11 protein-coding genes and 3 tRNA genes are annotated in these 14,140 nt (G+C 56.6%); 1 reads left to right on the top strand and 13 read right to left on the bottom strand.

What is annotated here, in order from left to right; translation table 11 throughout:
* Window positions 1–56: 56 nt before the first annotated feature.
* The 7 genes from hflX to nnr form a co-directional block, all read right to left on the bottom strand.
* A complete protein-coding gene (gene hflX / locus FND52_RS12760) occupies window positions 57–1,337 on the bottom strand; it encodes a ribosome rescue GTPase HflX (protein WP_125294169.1) in 1,281 nt (426 codons plus the stop codon).
* A gap of 74 nt (window positions 1,338–1,411) precedes the next feature.
* Complete coding sequence (gene hfq, locus FND52_RS12755; RefSeq protein WP_125294168.1) at window positions 1,412–1,720, bottom strand: RNA chaperone Hfq; 309 nt, start codon at window positions 1,718–1,720, stop codon at window positions 1,412–1,414.
* 100 nt (window positions 1,721–1,820) lie between these two features.
* The gene (gene miaA, locus FND52_RS12750; protein WP_144131193.1) at window positions 1,821–2,771 is read right to left on the bottom strand and encodes a tRNA (adenosine(37)-N6)-dimethylallyltransferase MiaA; all 951 of its coding nucleotides are present in this window, start codon (window positions 2,769–2,771) and stop codon (window positions 1,821–1,823) included.
* Complete coding sequence (gene mutL / locus FND52_RS12745; RefSeq protein ID WP_144131191.1) at window positions 2,764–4,611, bottom strand: DNA mismatch repair endonuclease MutL; 1,848 nt, start codon at window positions 4,609–4,611, stop codon at window positions 2,764–2,766. Before mutL ends, miaA begins: the two co-directional genes overlap by 8 nt.
* 9 nt (window positions 4,612–4,620) lie before the next feature.
* Window positions 4,621–5,961 (bottom strand): N-acetylmuramoyl-L-alanine amidase AmiB, encoded by a 1,341-nt coding sequence (gene amiB, locus FND52_RS12740; protein ID WP_144131189.1) that lies wholly within the window; start codon window positions 5,959–5,961, stop codon window positions 4,621–4,623.
* Window positions 5,962–5,991: 30 nt separating this feature from the next.
* The gene (gene tsaE, locus FND52_RS12735) at window positions 5,992–6,474 is read right to left on the bottom strand and encodes a tRNA (adenosine(37)-N6)-threonylcarbamoyltransferase complex ATPase subunit type 1 TsaE (protein WP_125294164.1); all 483 of its coding nucleotides are present in this window, start codon (window positions 6,472–6,474) and stop codon (window positions 5,992–5,994) included.
* Entirely contained in the window at window positions 6,467–7,993 is a 1,527-nt protein-coding gene (gene nnr, locus FND52_RS12730) for a bifunctional ADP-dependent NAD(P)H-hydrate dehydratase/NAD(P)H-hydrate epimerase (protein WP_144131187.1), read from the bottom strand. The genes tsaE and nnr overlap by 8 nt, the downstream gene beginning before the upstream one ends.
* Here nnr and queG point away from each other — a divergent pair.
* Window positions 7,992–9,131 carry a tRNA epoxyqueuosine(34) reductase QueG gene (gene queG / locus FND52_RS12725; RefSeq protein WP_144131185.1) on the top strand — a complete coding sequence of 380 codons (1,140 nt, stop codon included), beginning with the start codon at window positions 7,992–7,994 and terminating at the stop codon, window positions 9,129–9,131. The genes nnr and queG overlap by 2 nt on opposite strands.
* A gap of 269 nt (window positions 9,132–9,400) precedes the next feature.
* Here queG and FND52_RS12720 read toward each other — a convergent pair.
* The 6 genes from FND52_RS12720 to FND52_RS12695 all read right to left on the bottom strand — a co-directional run bounded on the left by FND52_RS12720 (window position 9,401) and on the right by FND52_RS12695 (window position 14,078).
* Window positions 9,401–9,476: transfer RNA gene (locus FND52_RS12720), tRNA-Gly, on the bottom strand.
* Between the two features lie 71 nt (window positions 9,477–9,547).
* Window positions 9,548–9,623 (bottom strand) — tRNA-Gly (locus FND52_RS12715).
* Window positions 9,624–9,694: 71 nt separating this feature from the next.
* Window positions 9,695–9,770 (bottom strand) — tRNA-Gly (locus tag FND52_RS12710).
* A gap of 171 nt (window positions 9,771–9,941) precedes the next feature.
* A complete protein-coding gene (locus FND52_RS12705) occupies window positions 9,942–10,691 on the bottom strand; it encodes a DeoR/GlpR family DNA-binding transcription regulator (protein WP_144131183.1) in 750 nt (249 codons plus the stop codon).
* A 50-nt stretch (window positions 10,692–10,741) separates the two neighbouring features.
* Entirely contained in the window at window positions 10,742–13,174 is a 2,433-nt protein-coding gene (locus tag FND52_RS12700; RefSeq protein WP_144131180.1) for a formate C-acetyltransferase/glycerol dehydratase family glycyl radical enzyme, read from the bottom strand.
* Window positions 13,175–13,178: 4 nt separating this feature from the next.
* On the bottom strand, window positions 13,179–14,078 hold the full coding sequence (locus tag FND52_RS12695) for a glycyl-radical enzyme activating protein (protein WP_144131177.1): 900 nt from the start codon (window positions 14,076–14,078) through the stop codon (window positions 13,179–13,181).
* Between the last annotated feature and the right edge of the window lie 62 nt (window positions 14,079–14,140).

Raw genomic sequence — 14,140 nt, 5'->3', positions numbered from 1 at the left:
CAGACTATTTCAGGTACCCCCCAAAGGGGAAAGTTCTTCAGGCAACCTCAGACCGGTTAGACAACATAGTCAACCAGAGTCGGTTCTTGTTTACAGAGGCGACGCCAGTCAACGATGGGCATACGTACTTCCACCCCCACGCTGCCGTCCTCCTCCATCCACTCTTTTTCTATCGCCTGAAGCTGGTAAAACCGGCTCCGCAGTCGCCCTGCCTCTGGAGGCAAACGCAACGTGTGCTGCGCTATCTCTCCCGACAAACGCTCCGTCAGAGCCTGGAAAAGCAGTGGTACGCCGTCACCGGTCTGGGCAGAAAGCCACACCCGTATCGGCCTGTTTTCATCATCACGATCGATACGCGGTTGGAAATCATCCAGCGCATCGATTTTGTTCATCACCAGCAGGGTTGGGATCTCGTCGGCCTCGATCTCTTCGAGCACCGTATTAACGGCGTCGATGTTGTCCTGCATGCGTACATCCGCTGCATCAATCACATGAAGCAGCAGGGTGGCCTGGCGCGTTTCCTGCAACGTGGCTTTAAACGCGGCGACCAAATCGTGGGGCAGATGGCGAATGAATCCGACGGTATCCGCCAGAACGGTTTCGCCGACATCGGCCACATCAATCCGGCGAAGCGTAGGGTCCAGCGTGGCGAACAGCTGATCCGCCGCATAAACCTGCGCTTCGGTAATCTGGTTAAACAAGGTGGATTTACCGGCGTTGGTGTAGCCCACCAGTGAAACGGTTGGTACATCCGCTTTGCTTCTCGACCGACGCCCTTGTTCACGTTGTTTTTCTACTTTCTCAAGGCGCGAGAGAATTTGCATAATCCGGTTACGCAGCAAACGACGGTCTGTTTCGAGCTGAGTTTCACCCGGTCCACGTAAGCCTATCCCGCCTTTCTGGCGCTCAAGGTGGGTCCATCCGCGCACCAGGCGCGTCGCCAGATGCCGCAACTGGGCAAGCTCAACCTGCAGCTTCCCTTCATGGGTGCGTGCACGCTGGGCAAAAATGTCTAAAATCAAGCCGGTGCGGTCGATTACGCGACATTCGCACAGGCGTTCCAGGTTTCGTTCCTGGGCGGGCGTTAATGCATGATCAAATAAAACAACTGATGCGCCCGTGGCTTTAACGGCATCAGCTATTTCGACGGCCTTACCTTCACCAACAAAATACTTTGGGTGCGGGGCTTTACGGCTACCGGTAATCACCTGTAATGCTTCGACACCGGCGGAAGAGACCAGAGAATCAAACTCCTGGAGATCTTCCATATCTTTGTCTTGCGAAAAATAGATGTGTACCAGCACCGCCTGCTCACCGGCGTCATAACGGTCAAACAAGCGTATAACCTCTCAAAAAGACCAGCGGGGAACACAGCCAGACTGGTTCCCCGTCATGGAAACAGCCACCAACCTTATTCGGCGTCGTCGCTGTCTTGCTGTGGTGCAGATGCACCCTGCGCATTACTGTGGTGGTAGTTACTACCCGTACTGCCACCGGCGTTGTTGCTGTGATGAGAAACCGGGCGAGACGGCACAACCGTAGAGATTGCGTGCTTATACACCATCTGGCTAACCGTGTTTTTCAACAAAATCACGAACTGATCGAAAGACTCAATCTGCCCTTGCAGCTTAATACCATTCACCAAATAAATAGAAACTGGAACACGTTCGCGACGCAGTGCGTTCAAGAACGGATCTTGTAAAGATTGCCCCTTAGCCATTCTATCTTTTCCTTATATGCTTGTTTTGTACTTAAGAACCCTTGGGCTCTGAAAAACTACCTAAAAAAATTCGCGCACGATACGGTTCAATTGTACACATTCATTGACGGTTAGCACCAACAACCTGTAACACTTCCTGTAAGGCCGACTCGGGCTTTTCACTGTCTAACCAGTGAACGCCTTGCCAACCCCGCAGCCAGGTCATCTGGCGTTTCGCCAACTGCCTCGTAGCGCAAATACCGCGATAAACCATGTCGTCATACGGCACTTCACCGGCCAGATAAGACCACATCTGGCGGTAACCGACACAACGAATGGAAGGCATATCCGTATGCAAATCTCCACGGGCGAAAAGCGCCCGTACTTCTGCTTCAAAACCTGAAGCCAACATCTGATGAAAACGCTGCTCAATTCGCTGATGGAGCAGTTCACGGCTCGCCGGGGCGATGGCGAACTGGTGCACCTGGTACGGCAGAGCGTCTCCTGACGTTTGCGTCAGTTCCGTTAAAGTTTTACCCGAAATGAAAAAAACTTCCAGTGCCCGGGAAAGTCTTTGCGGATCATTTGGATGAATCCGTCTTGCCGCGACAGGGTCGATTTCCTGGAGTTCGCGATGCAAGGCGTCCCACCCCTGCTCTGCCGCCTGTTGTTCAATACGCGCCCTGATTTCCGGATTTGCCGACGGCAACGGGGATAACCCCTCCAGTAACGCCTTGAAGTAAAGCATGGTTCCGCCCACGAGCAGCGGAATACGCCCGCTGGCAGTGATCTCCGCCATCTCCTTCAGGGCATCGCGACGAAAATCCGCCGCGGAATACGCTTCAGCCGGGTCCAGAATATCCAGCAAACGGTGCGGCGCTTGCTCCAGCTCCTCTGCGCTCGGCTTCGCCGTTCCGACATCCATTCCTCGATAGATGAGGGCGGAATCGACACTTATCAACTCAACCGGGAGCGTTTTACGCAGATTAATTGCCAGCGCCGTTTTGCCCGAGGCCGTTGGCCCCATTAAAAAAATCGCCTTAGGCAGGCTCGCCTTACTTACTTCAGTCATGTTTCAGGGCATTCATCGCCGGTTGCAGATCGACAGGTTGTAATAAACCACCAGGCGGTGACTTCACCAGGTTTGGACAAAGCCGTTCCACATCCGTTAACAGCGTGATGGCCTGCGCCACGCTCCACTGTTCGTGCTCGGTCGCCAGTTGGCGGGCAAGCCAGCTGGCGAGTTGTACGGAATCGGCTTTCTCGTTTGCCGCCAGGTAGCCTATCAGTTCAGGAATCAAGATTTGTAAATTTTGTTGGCGTAAGGGTAAAGGCACGGTGCGGATCGTAACATGCTGATGATCCAGCACGGTTTGGATACCCATTCCCTCTAATAACGCCGAGGCGTTGCGCATCACCGTCTGTTCTTGCGCATCCACTTTAATACGCACCGGGATCAGCAACGGCTGGGCGCACAGGGTTTCCGCGCCGGGCGTCAGTTGCCCCTGGCGTAGCCAGCGTTCCGCCACGGTAAGATCCAGCAGCATTACGCGTTCGTCGCGCTCCAGTAACGCGTAAGCATTGCTGATTACCGTAAGAACGCGGCCAAAGCTATGGCTGTGCCCTTCCAGCGCGGGCGGCGCAGGTTTGCGCTCCCGCGGCGTTTCCGGTGTCTCCAGCAATTTACGGTAAAGCGCACCCTGCTGCTTACTGTAATCCGCCTGGGCATGAGGCCATGCGCCGCCTGGTGCAGCGCGACCGCCGCCGGAAGAGGCGCTGGCCTGACGCGGCGCAGGCGCAGGGTTTTCCACCGCAGGCTGGGAGAAATGATTCTTGCCCGCCGCCACGCGGTTTTCCGGCTGCCAGCGAGGCGGCTCTTCTTCGGCCTGCCCCAGCGGCAGCGTCGGCTCCGCCTGCTGCTGTTGCAGCACGCTCAGCACGCCCTGATAGATAAAATCATGCACCAGCCGCGATTGATGGAACCGCACCTCATGCTTGGCTGGATGCACATTCACATCCACCTGATGAGGATCGATCTCCAGATAAAGCACGTAGGCAGGCTGCTGATCGACGCCGAGCTTATCTTCGCAGGCCTGGCGGATAGCGTGATTTATCAGGCGATCGCGCATCATGCGGCCATTGACGTAGCAATACTGGATTTCGCTCAGTGCGGCGCTGGCTTTCGGTTCCGCCACCCAGCCGCGCAGCGCGAGATCGCCATGCTGCCACTCTATCGTCAGCGCCTGTTCAAGGAACGCGGTGCCGCAAATCGCGCCAAGGCGGCGCTCTTTCGGCGCGTTGGGCTGCACGCCGCGATACTGGCGGATTAACTTGCCGTTATGGCTCAGATTGATGGTCACATCGAAGCGCGCCAGCGCAATGCGGCGGATGATTTCGTCGATATGGTTAAATTCGGTTTTCTCGGTGCGCATAAATTTGCGCCGCGCCGGGGTGTTGTAAAACAGATCCAGCACTTCCAGCGTGGTGCCGACAGGATGCGCGGCGGGTTTCACCGTCACATCCATATCACGCCCTTCGGCATAGGCTTGCCACGCTTCACTCTGTTCTGCGGTGCGCGAGGTCAGGGTCAGACGCGATACCGAACTGATACTGGCCAGCGCTTCGCCGCGAAACCCGAGGCTGATGATGGCCTCCAGATCGTCGAGCGAGGCAATTTTACTGGTGGCATGGCGCGCCAGCGCCAGCGCCAGTTCATCTTTGTTGATGCCGCAGCCGTTATCGCGGATGCGGATCAGCTTCGCGCCACCGCGCTCAATATCGATATCAATCCGCGTCGCCCCGGCGTCAAGGCTGTTTTCCACCAGCTCTTTGACGACGGATGCGGGGCGCTCCACCACTTCGCCCGCAGCGATCTGATTCGCAAGCTGTGGTGGCAGAACCTGAATCGGCATGAATGCTCCTTATTGCGTCACGGCGAACTGGCCCGTGGTCGTTGAACCAGCGTTAACCGTTTTGCCGGTTCCGCCCTCTCCGGGCGCCGATTGTAACGGATGCGACAGGAAATAGTTACGCAAGCCCTTATAAAGCGCATCGGCGATCTGCTGCTGGTAATCGTCGCTCGCTAACAGGCGCTCTTCGCCGCTATTGCTGATAAACCCGGTCTCCACCAGCAGGGATGGAATATCCGGCGAGCGCAGTACGCCCAGGCTGGCGTGTTCCGGGCGGCGCTTGTGTAAATCACCGACCCGCGCCAGCTGCGACAGTACGTTAGTCGCCACGTCATAGCCTACACGCTGGGAGTGGCCGAACTGCAAATCCAGTACCGCCTGGCTCAGATACGGGTCCGCCTGGCTGTTCGCCAGCACGTCGCCCGCCCCGCCCAGCAGTTCGGATTGCTTCTCGTGCTGTTCAAGCCAGCCCGCCATTTCGCTGTTGGCGCGGCGATTCGACAGTACCCAAACCGACGCGCCCGTGGCGTCGCGGTTCGGCGCGGCGTCAGCGTGAATCGACACCAGCACGTTGGCGTTCTGTTTACGCGCCACATCGGAACGGCCCATGACCGAAATAAAATAATCGCCGTCGCGGGTCAGTACGCCTTTAAACAGCGGATCGTCGTTTAACAGAGTGCGCAGCTTGCGGGCGATGGCGATAGTGACGTTTTTCTCTTTCACGCCGCCAGGGCCGATTGCGCCCGGATCCTGACCGCCGTGTCCGGCGTCAATCGCGACCACAATACGGTCGCCGCTGGCGGAGACTTTGCGCGCGTTGGCTGGCCGCGTCACGGTGTTGCTGCTCACCACTGAGGTCACGCGATCGGATTCCGCTTTAAACGGGTTACGCGCAGGCTCTACAGCACGCGGCGGCGGCGTGATTTCCCGTTTTGCTACCACGGGCGGCGGTGGAGGTGGAGGCGGCGCATCGGCATCGATGGTGAACACCACGGTATAATTGGCTCCGTTTTGCTGCTTCACCGCGCGGGTTTTGCCGTTTTTAGTCAGGTCGACCACCAGGCGTAGCGAGCCCGTGTCTTTCGGTGTTCCTGAGCGGATGCTTTTCACCAGATTATTACCGCTGAAAATCAGCGGCAGCCCCTGGATCACGCCGGTCTGTTTAATATCCAGCGCGACGCTGCGCTGGCCGTCGTGGGAAAACGCGTAATCAGGCTCGCCAAAAAAGCTGAACGTAATTCGCGCCTGGTCATCGCCATTGGAGACCTGGATATCGGATAAGCTTGCCGCCCACGCAGGCGCGCACAGCGCCAGCAAAGCGATAATCAACCACTTTTTCATGAAAGGTATCATCCCGTCATCCTTGTTAAATGGCTGGACGTGTCACACCACAACCCGATCGGTGTTGGGATCTAAACGTGCCAATAACGTGTTACCCGCTGCAGATACGGCTTTGATCTGTGCCGAACGCCCGCGATCGCGATAAGTAAGATGAATTTCGACATCCGGGTCAGGCAGCACACCCGCACCTTGTTGCGGCCACTCCACCAGGCAAATGGCGTTGTCGGCGAAATAATCGCGGATCCCCATAAACTCCAGTTCCTCAGGGTCCGCCAGTCGATATAAATCGAAGTGGTACACGGTCAAATCTTCAAGCTCGTACGGTTCGACCAGGGTATAGGTGGGGCTTTTCACATTGCCCTTATGGCCCAGCGCCTGCAAGAAACCACGACTAAAGGTGGTTTTACCCGCCCCTAAATCACCCACCAGCCAAATCACCGTTGCGCCATTACAGGCCTGCGCCACGGCCTTGCCGAAATCTAACGTTGCCTGTTCATCGGCGAGAGGGATAACACGTTCAATCATGGTTTACATCATTCAGTTCAGGGTTAACAACCAAGTGCAGCGTCGTAAACAGATCGCTTGCGAGCATTCCACGCGTACCAGAACGGCGGGCGACGGCGTCAGCGGCGGCGGCATGCGCCACGCAACCCGCGCAGGCGGCATCATAAAGATCGAGTTTTTGACCTAATAACGCGCCGATGACACCGGACAACACATCGCCCATTCCGCCTGTCGCCATACCGGGATTTCCGGCATCGACAATCGCGAGTTCACCGTTTTCGCTGGCGACCAGCGTACCCGCCCCCTTTAAGACCACAACGCCGCCATAACGTTTCGCCAGGCGGTGGGCTGCGAGTAAGCGATCGCTTTCAATTTGCGCGACGTCACAGTTGAGCAGGCGCGCCGCTTCGCCGGGGTGCGGCGTAATAACCCGATTCTGACGTTTATCGGGATTGAATGCCAGAAGGTTGAGCGCATCCGCATCCCACAGCATCGGTTTTTGCGAATTCTCGACTTTTTGCAGTGCCCGTTTGCCCCATTTCTCCTGGCCCAGGCCAGGGCCGATAATCACCACGTCCGCCCATCCAAGGCCTTTGGCGAGCGATTCATCGGTTAATTCCTGCACCATCAGTTCGGGGCGGGCGGTGAGCAGCGCGGCGATATTCTCCTGGCGCGTCAATACGCGGACCAACCCGGCACCGGTACGCAGCGCCGCTTCGCCCGCCAGACGTATCGCCCCGGCGGTGCCGTGGTCGCCGCCAATCACCAGCAAGCGTCCGTTATCGCCTTTATGCGACGTAGCGCGGCGCGGTGTTAGCCAGCGTACCAGCGTTGCGGCATCGTAACGCTGGATTGCCGCAGGCTTATCCGCCAGCCAGCTTTCCAGCCCGAGCGCGTTCACCTGAAGCTCGCCCACCACATCGCGGGCTTTCCCGGTTAGCAGGCCGGGCTTCAGGGCGATAAAAGTTAACGTTTGCTGCGCGATAATCACACTGCCGGGGGTTGCGCCGGTTTCGGCCAATAATCCGGAGGGGATATCTAACGCCAGAATCGGCGCGGGATCGGCATTGGCGCGATCGATCAGCGCGCTGACCGCAGGACGCGGCGCGCTGGCAAGGCCGGTTCCCAGCAGGCCATCAACGATCAGCGACACGCCCTGCGGCCAGGGCGCGTCCGGGGCGTGGATTTCCCCGCCCGCGTTCAGCCAGGCCTCGCGGGCGCAAGCCGCCTCTTCAGGAAGCGGTTTCTCGCTTTCCAGCGCCAGCAGCGTCACGTCGATGCCTTCAGCCTTCGCCAGCCGCGCGACGACGTAACCGTCGCCGCCGTTATTGCCGTGACCGCACAGCACCAGCCAGTGCTGCGCCTCGGGCCATGTCGCGCGCGCCAGCCGAAACGCGGCGTCCCCGGCGCGCAGCATCAATTCGTACAGGGTGATGCCGAGGCTATCCGCCGCCTCTTTCTCCGCCTTTCTCACCCACTCAGCCGGCCATACCGAGTGTGGTATACTGCTACGGTTATTGGTAAGCCGATGGTCCGTCATGTCTGAACCCCTTGATCTCAATCTTCTCGCGCAAAATATAAAACAATGGGGTGCCGAACTCGGCTTTCAGCATGTCGGTATTACCGACACCGATTTAAGCCCCCATGAACCGGCGCTCCAGGCGTGGCTGGACAAACAATATCACGGCGAGATGGAGTGGATGGCGCGCCACGGTATGATGCGCGCCCGCCCGCATGAGCTGTTGCCCGGCACCCTGCGCGTAATCAGCGTCAGGATGAACTATCTGCCCACCAACGCCGCGTTTGCGCGCACTTTAAAAGATCCCTCGCTGGGTTATATCAGCCGCTATGCGCTGGGCCGCGATTATCACAAGCTGATGCGAAACCGGCTAAAGAAACTGGGGGAAACTATTCAGCAGCAGTACGCGTCGCTGAATTTTAGACCCTTTGTCGATTCTGCGCCCGTGCTTGAGCGCCCGTTAGCCGCAAAGGCGGGCCTGGGCTGGACAGGTAAGCACTCACTTATTCTCGATCGCAACGCCGGTTCGTTCTTTTTCCTTGGCGAATTACTGGTAGATATTCCGCTGCCGGTAGATCAACCTGTGGAAGAAGGCTGTGGCCGCTGTGTGGCGTGTATGACCATCTGCCCTACCGGCGCGATTGTTGAGCCTTACACCGTTGACGCGCGTCGCTGCATTTCTTATCTGACCATTGAACTGGAAGGCGCTATCCCGGAAGAATTCCGTCCGCTCATCGGTAACCGCATCTACGGCTGCGATGACTGCCAGCTGATTTGCCCGTGGAACCGTTTTTCTCAGCTCACCGTTGAAGCCGACTTTTCGCCGCGCCAGGCGTTACACAGCCCTAAGCTGATTGAGCTGTTTGGCTGGAGCGAAGCGCATTTCCTGAAAATGACTGAGGGTTCCGCGATCCGCCGCATTGGGCATGTGCGTTTTCTGCGTAACATCGCCGTCGCGTTAGGTAACGCGGCCTGGGATGAAGCCAATATCGCCGCGCTAACAAAAAGAAAAGGTGAGCACCCACTTCTTGATGAGCATATAGATTGGGCGATTGCGCAACAATTAACCAGGCGAAACGCCGATGCAGTCGAGGTGCAACTGCCGCAAAAACAGCGGTTGGTGCGGGTGATAGAAAAAGGTTTAACGCGTGACGCTTAAGAAAATTCTACTGTGAATAAAATTTAAAAGGCCTTGTCATTCAATCGTAAAAAATACGTCAGTGATCGAATTAACAATTTTAGCCGTTTAAAAATCTTATTAATAAACAACAGACTGGCGAAAAGATGTCAAAATGTGACTTGTAGTCTACGGCGGAGCGGCAAGAAATAACCTGTGGATAAGTCTGTTGAAAGCCCTGTTTCAAAGTCGTGAAAAAGGCTTACAGACAAGTTGACTTGCTGTGGATAATTTTTAATCGGTGAGAAATTTGGAGCGGGAAACGAGACTCGAACTCGCGACCCCGACCTTGGCAAGGTCGTGCTCTACCAACTGAGCTATTCCCGCTTAATCTTCGTCTTTCGCGCTGCTTAGCTGCAACTCGAAATTCTGCGATTGGATGGTGCTGAATCAAATTTTGGAGCGGGAAACGAGACTCGAACTCGCGACCCCGACCTTGGCAAGGTCGTGCTCTACCAACTGAGCTATTCCCGCTTAATCTTCGTCTTTCGCGCTGCTTAGCTGCAACTCGAAATCCTGCGATTGGGTGGTGCTGAATCAAATTTTGGAGCGGGAAACGAGACTCGAACTCGCGACCCCGACCTTGGCAAGGTCGTGCTCTACCAACTGAGCTATTCCCGCCCGACGTGAACTGCATTTCTGCTCTGTCACGGGAGGCGCATTATACGAGAAATCATCGCTGTCGCAATACTTTCAAAGCGTTTTTTTGTGATTTTTATCTGAATGCTGATTTTATCAGCAAGATGGCGAAATTAAAAACAGCGTTGTTACAAAACGGTTATCAAAAAAAATTTACGCTGCTGTGATAAGCGTACAGCGTAGTCCGGCAGTATCAAGCTGCTGGCGAAAAATAGCCGGTAAGTGGCTATCGGTAATCACTTCATGCACCAGCGACAGCGGGCCCAGCGCGTGGGGATGGATCTCCCCAAATTTGGAGCTGTCGGTCAATACGTAATTACTGGCGCACTTATGCAGTGCAGTGACAACGATATCGGCGCGCAGCATATCGCGGCCGGTAAAGCCGGTTTCAGAATGAAAGCCGTCAATGCCGATAAACGCCTTCGCAAAATGGACATGCTCCAACGCCAGCCGCGCCAGCGGCCCTACCATGCTCTCGCTGCGCTTTTGCAGTACGCCGCCCAGCAGGATCACCTCACAGCGGCTGTCACGCAGCAAATTAGCGATATGCACGCTGGCGGTGATAACCGTCACCTGGCGCTCTTTCGCCAGCACGCGCGCCAGAATGGCATTGGTACTGCCGTTCTCAATAAATACCGTTTCGCCATCGTCAATCAGCGAAGCGGCATACTCCGCCAGCGCTTTTTTGGCCGGGAAATTGCTCAGCATCCGCGAATCCACGCTGTCGTTATCTGCGACGACCGCGAACCCGTGCTCGCGCTTTAAATAAGCGCCCTGCTCCAGATAATTAAGATCGTGGCGCACGGTGACTACCGACACGCCTGTCACATCTGCCAGTTCCACAACCGGTACGCGTTTATTGTCGGTGACATATTGCAGGATATGCTGTTGGCGATCGTTCATAAGCTCATAACGTCAGGAAGCGCAGCGGCGTTGCCGCTGCGCGAGGTGGATTACAGGGTGTGCTCGGTACGGGCGATGATATCGTCCTGGGCATCCGGCGACAGCGCGGTAAAGAACGCGGAATAGCCTGCAACGCGCACCACCAGGTCGCGATACTGGTCAGGATGTTTCTTCGCTTCCAGCAGCGTTTCCCGCGACACGATGTTGTACTGAATATGCCAGCCCTTATGCACTTCAAAGAAGGTTCTCAGCATCATCATCAGCTTGATACGGTCGCTGGTATTTTCCAGCGTAGCCGGGTTCAGTTTCTGATTAAGCAATACGCCCCCAAGAATCGATCCGGTCGGCAATTTGCCTACTGAACTGATGACCGCCGTTGGCCCCAGGTGGTCGGTCCCGGACGCCGGGCTGGCCCCTTCCGCCAGCGGCGTTTTCGCTTTACGACCGTCCGGCGTTGCCATGGTTGCTGCGCCAAACGGCACGTTAGCAGAGATAGACGACGTGCCCGCGTAGTAGTTACCGCCAATTGGCCCCCTGCCGTAACGCGGGTTGTGGTACTGCTTAATCTCGTCGATGTAGGTCTGATAAGCCCGCGCCAGCAGTTCGTCCACGCTGTCGTCATCGTTGCCGTACTTCGGCGCGCTGTTGATCAGGCGCTGACGCAGTTGCTCATGGGTCAGCCCGTCGAAATCCTCTGCCAGCGCCTGCGCCAGCTGCTGCTGACCAATAGCGCCCTGCTCGAACACCAGCTTTTTCACCGCCGCCAGGCTGTTGCCCAGGTTCGCGATCCCCACCTGCAAACCGGATACCCAGTCATATTTCGCGCCGCCCTGCTTGATGCTCTTCGCGCGCTCGATGCAGTCATCCACCAGCGCCGAACAGAGAATATCGTGGACGTTCTCCTCCAGCATGGTGTCCACCACGTATTCGATTTCGATAGATTTACGGGTGTAGTAGCGGATTTGGTTATCCCAGGCCGCCATCACTTCGTCAAACTGACTGAAATTACCCTTTGAAAGCGCCAGTTCCTGCGGCAGGAAGACTTTACCGCTGGTGGCGTCTTTGCCCCCTTCCAGCGCCGCCAGCATCACGCGTGCGAAGTTGATAAAGCTCATGCCGGTGCAGCGGTAACCCCATTTGCCGCCCACGGCGGTTTCGATGCAGCCAATGGCGGCATATTGATACGCGTCTTCCGGCTCCACGCCAAGCTTGATGAATTCCGGGATCACAATTTCATCGTTGTTGAATGCCGGCATCCCAAAGCCGCAGCGAATCACCTGTACGCAGGCGTCCAGAAAGTCGTCGCTGATACCAGCGTGATAGCGCACGCTGAGGTTCGGTTGGGTAGAGCGCAGGCGTCCGCAGGATTCCAGGATGGCGTAAGACAGCGGGTTGACCGCATCCGTTGCCACGCCGTTCACCAGATTCTGGCCGCCGATGGTCACGTTCTGGTACAGCGGGCTGCCCGCCGAGGCTTTTGAATGTGAGCCGGAGCGGATTTTGTTCACTTCCAGTAGCTTCAGCCAGCAGCTGTGCAGCATTTCGATGGCCTGTTCGCGAGTCAGCGACTGCTCCAGCTCCACATCGCGGCGATACCACGGGTAGAGATACTGATCCATGCGGCCAAACGACACCGAGTGTCCGTTAGACTCGATCTGCAAAATCAGCTGGATGAAGTAGCACAGCTGCAACGCCTGCCAGAAGGTTTTTGGCGGCTCGTGGGCGATGACTTCACAGTTTTCAGCAATAGCAAGCAGCTCGGCTTTACGCGTTTCGCGAGTTTCCTGCTGCGCCATCTGCTGCGCCAGCGCAGCAAAACGCAGAATATGATGGCTGACGGCTTCAAGGGTTATATCAATGGCTTTCAGGAACTGTTCGCCGTGCAAATCGTCCAGCACGGTCAGATTGATGCGCGAGCGGCGCTCGGCCACTTTGGCGCGCATTCCGTCCATACCCAGCTCCAGCAGCAGCGGGAAATTCACCGCCAGATGGGCGTCGCCGGAGGTCATATTGCCTTCGGCTTTGATGATGCCGGTATCCAACAGCGCCTTTTGCTCGCTGGTAAACATGCCGTAGCAGCGATCCTGCACCGTTTGCCCGCGCCACCACGGGCAAATCTCATGCAGCACGCGTTTATTCTCTTCGCTCACCGCAAACCCTGCGCCCGGACGTTCGGCCAGATCGTCGATCTCTTTTTCGATCCACGATACGGTGTATTCCGGGAAAATCGGCGCGGCGCGCACTTCGCTCGCCTGGTTGCCGATAATCAGCTCGTCGTGTTTGATCCAGATGGTGCGTTCCGCCAGGTGATGGGCCAGCGCCAGCGCGCGGCGTACCGGAATCGGCTTATCCATATTTTGTTGATAAACCGCGGTGTAATGCCGGGCGCGCTCGGTACAGACCGGCGGCTTAACAATATGCACCAGGGCGTTTTTGTGCGCCTTAATACGGTCGCTCAGCACATCCAGTTTCAGGGTGGTCATGACATTATCCTCTCAAGGTAGCCGTCAGGCCCTTCTCACGGGCGCAGGACTGGGCAAAATCAAGCAATTCCGGCGCATCGAGCGGTTTGTCCGGCGCCAGGTAGGGTTGGTTTAACAGGTGATATTTGTTGATGCCCAGAGTGTGATAGGGCAAAAAATGAATCTCTTTGACGTTGAGCTTTTCTGCGGCGAAGTCAGTAATCGCCTGGATTGACGCTTCGTCGGCGTTAAAACCGGGGATCAGCGGGACGCGGATAATCATTTGCTTGCCAGCTGCCGCCACGTTTTCCAGATTCTTCATTACGCGCCGGGCTGAGCCGTCGGTCCATGTTTTAAACGCTGCGTCATCCACGTGCTTAAGATCGGCGAGAAACAGGTCGGTATACGGAAGCGAGGGCTCAACATAGTGCCAGGGCACGTGCAGGCAGGTTTCTACGGCGGTATGAATGCCCTGCTCATGGCTGGCTTTTAGCAGCGCCAGCGCCATCTCGGGGTTCATAAAGGGTTCGCCGCCCGACAGGGTCAGCCCGCCGCCGCTGCGGTCATAAAATGGCTTATCGCGCAGCACCGTCGCCATAATCTGCTCAACGCTTTTCTCTTCGCCGTAAACCGTCAGCGCCTGAGTAGGGCAGCAGTCCTGTAAACGGTCGAGATGTGCAGTTTCCAGCTTTTCACGGTGAATAATCAGCCCGGTCAGGCTACGTTGGATGATGTCCGGCAGCGCCTGCTGGCAAAGATCGCAGCCTTCAAGGCACAGGCGGGGCTCAAACAGCACGTCGCGTTCGCGTGAACGGCTTTCCGGATTCTGGCACCAGCGGCACCCGAGAGAGCACCCTTTCAGAAACACCACGGTACGAATGCCGGGGCCGTCGTGGGTCGAGTAGCGCTGGATATTGAAAATCATAAAATTCACCGTGTATGTTGCGTATGAAAATTAAATGACTTTCGAAAGAAAGTAACATTGAT

It is taken from the genome of Atlantibacter subterraneus (genome assembly GCF_007570865.1).
In the GTDB taxonomy this organism is placed as follows: Bacteria; Pseudomonadota; Gammaproteobacteria; order Enterobacterales; family Enterobacteriaceae; genus Atlantibacter; species Atlantibacter subterraneus.
Note: the sequence above shows the minus strand (reverse complement) of the source record. Positions and strands in the feature narration are given on the sequence as shown.

What these genes read in the sequence shown, in the direction of transcription:
- hfq (WP_125294168.1), bottom strand. Translation starts at nt 1,720, where the DNA reads ATGGCTAAGGGGCAATCTTTACAAGATCCGTTCTTGAACGCACTGCGT.
- miaA (WP_144131193.1), bottom strand. Translation starts at nt 2,771, where the DNA reads ATGACTGAAGTAAGTAAGGCGAGCCTGCCTAAGGCGATTTTTTTAATG.
- mutL (WP_144131191.1), bottom strand. Translation starts at nt 4,611, where the DNA reads ATGCCGATTCAGGTTCTGCCACCACAGCTTGCGAATCAGATCGCTGCG.
- amiB (WP_144131189.1), bottom strand. Translation starts at nt 5,961, where the DNA reads ATGATACCTTTCATGAAAAAGTGGTTGATTATCGCTTTGCTGGCGCTG.
- tsaE (WP_125294164.1), bottom strand. Translation starts at nt 6,474, where the DNA reads ATGATTGAACGTGTTATCCCTCTCGCCGATGAACAGGCAACGTTAGAT.
- queG (WP_144131185.1), top strand. Translation starts at nt 7,992, where the DNA reads ATGTCTGAACCCCTTGATCTCAATCTTCTCGCGCAAAATATAAAACAA.
- nnr (WP_144131187.1), bottom strand. Translation starts at nt 7,993, where the DNA reads ATGACGGACCATCGGCTTACCAATAACCGTAGCAGTATACCACACTCG.
- FND52_RS12705 (WP_144131183.1), bottom strand. Translation starts at nt 10,691, where the DNA reads ATGAACGATCGCCAACAGCATATCCTGCAATATGTCACCGACAATAAA.
- FND52_RS12700 (WP_144131180.1), bottom strand. Translation starts at nt 13,174, where the DNA reads ATGACCACCCTGAAACTGGATGTGCTGAGCGACCGTATTAAGGCGCAC.
- FND52_RS12695 (WP_144131177.1), bottom strand. Translation starts at nt 14,078, where the DNA reads ATGATTTTCAATATCCAGCGCTACTCGACCCACGACGGCCCCGGCATT.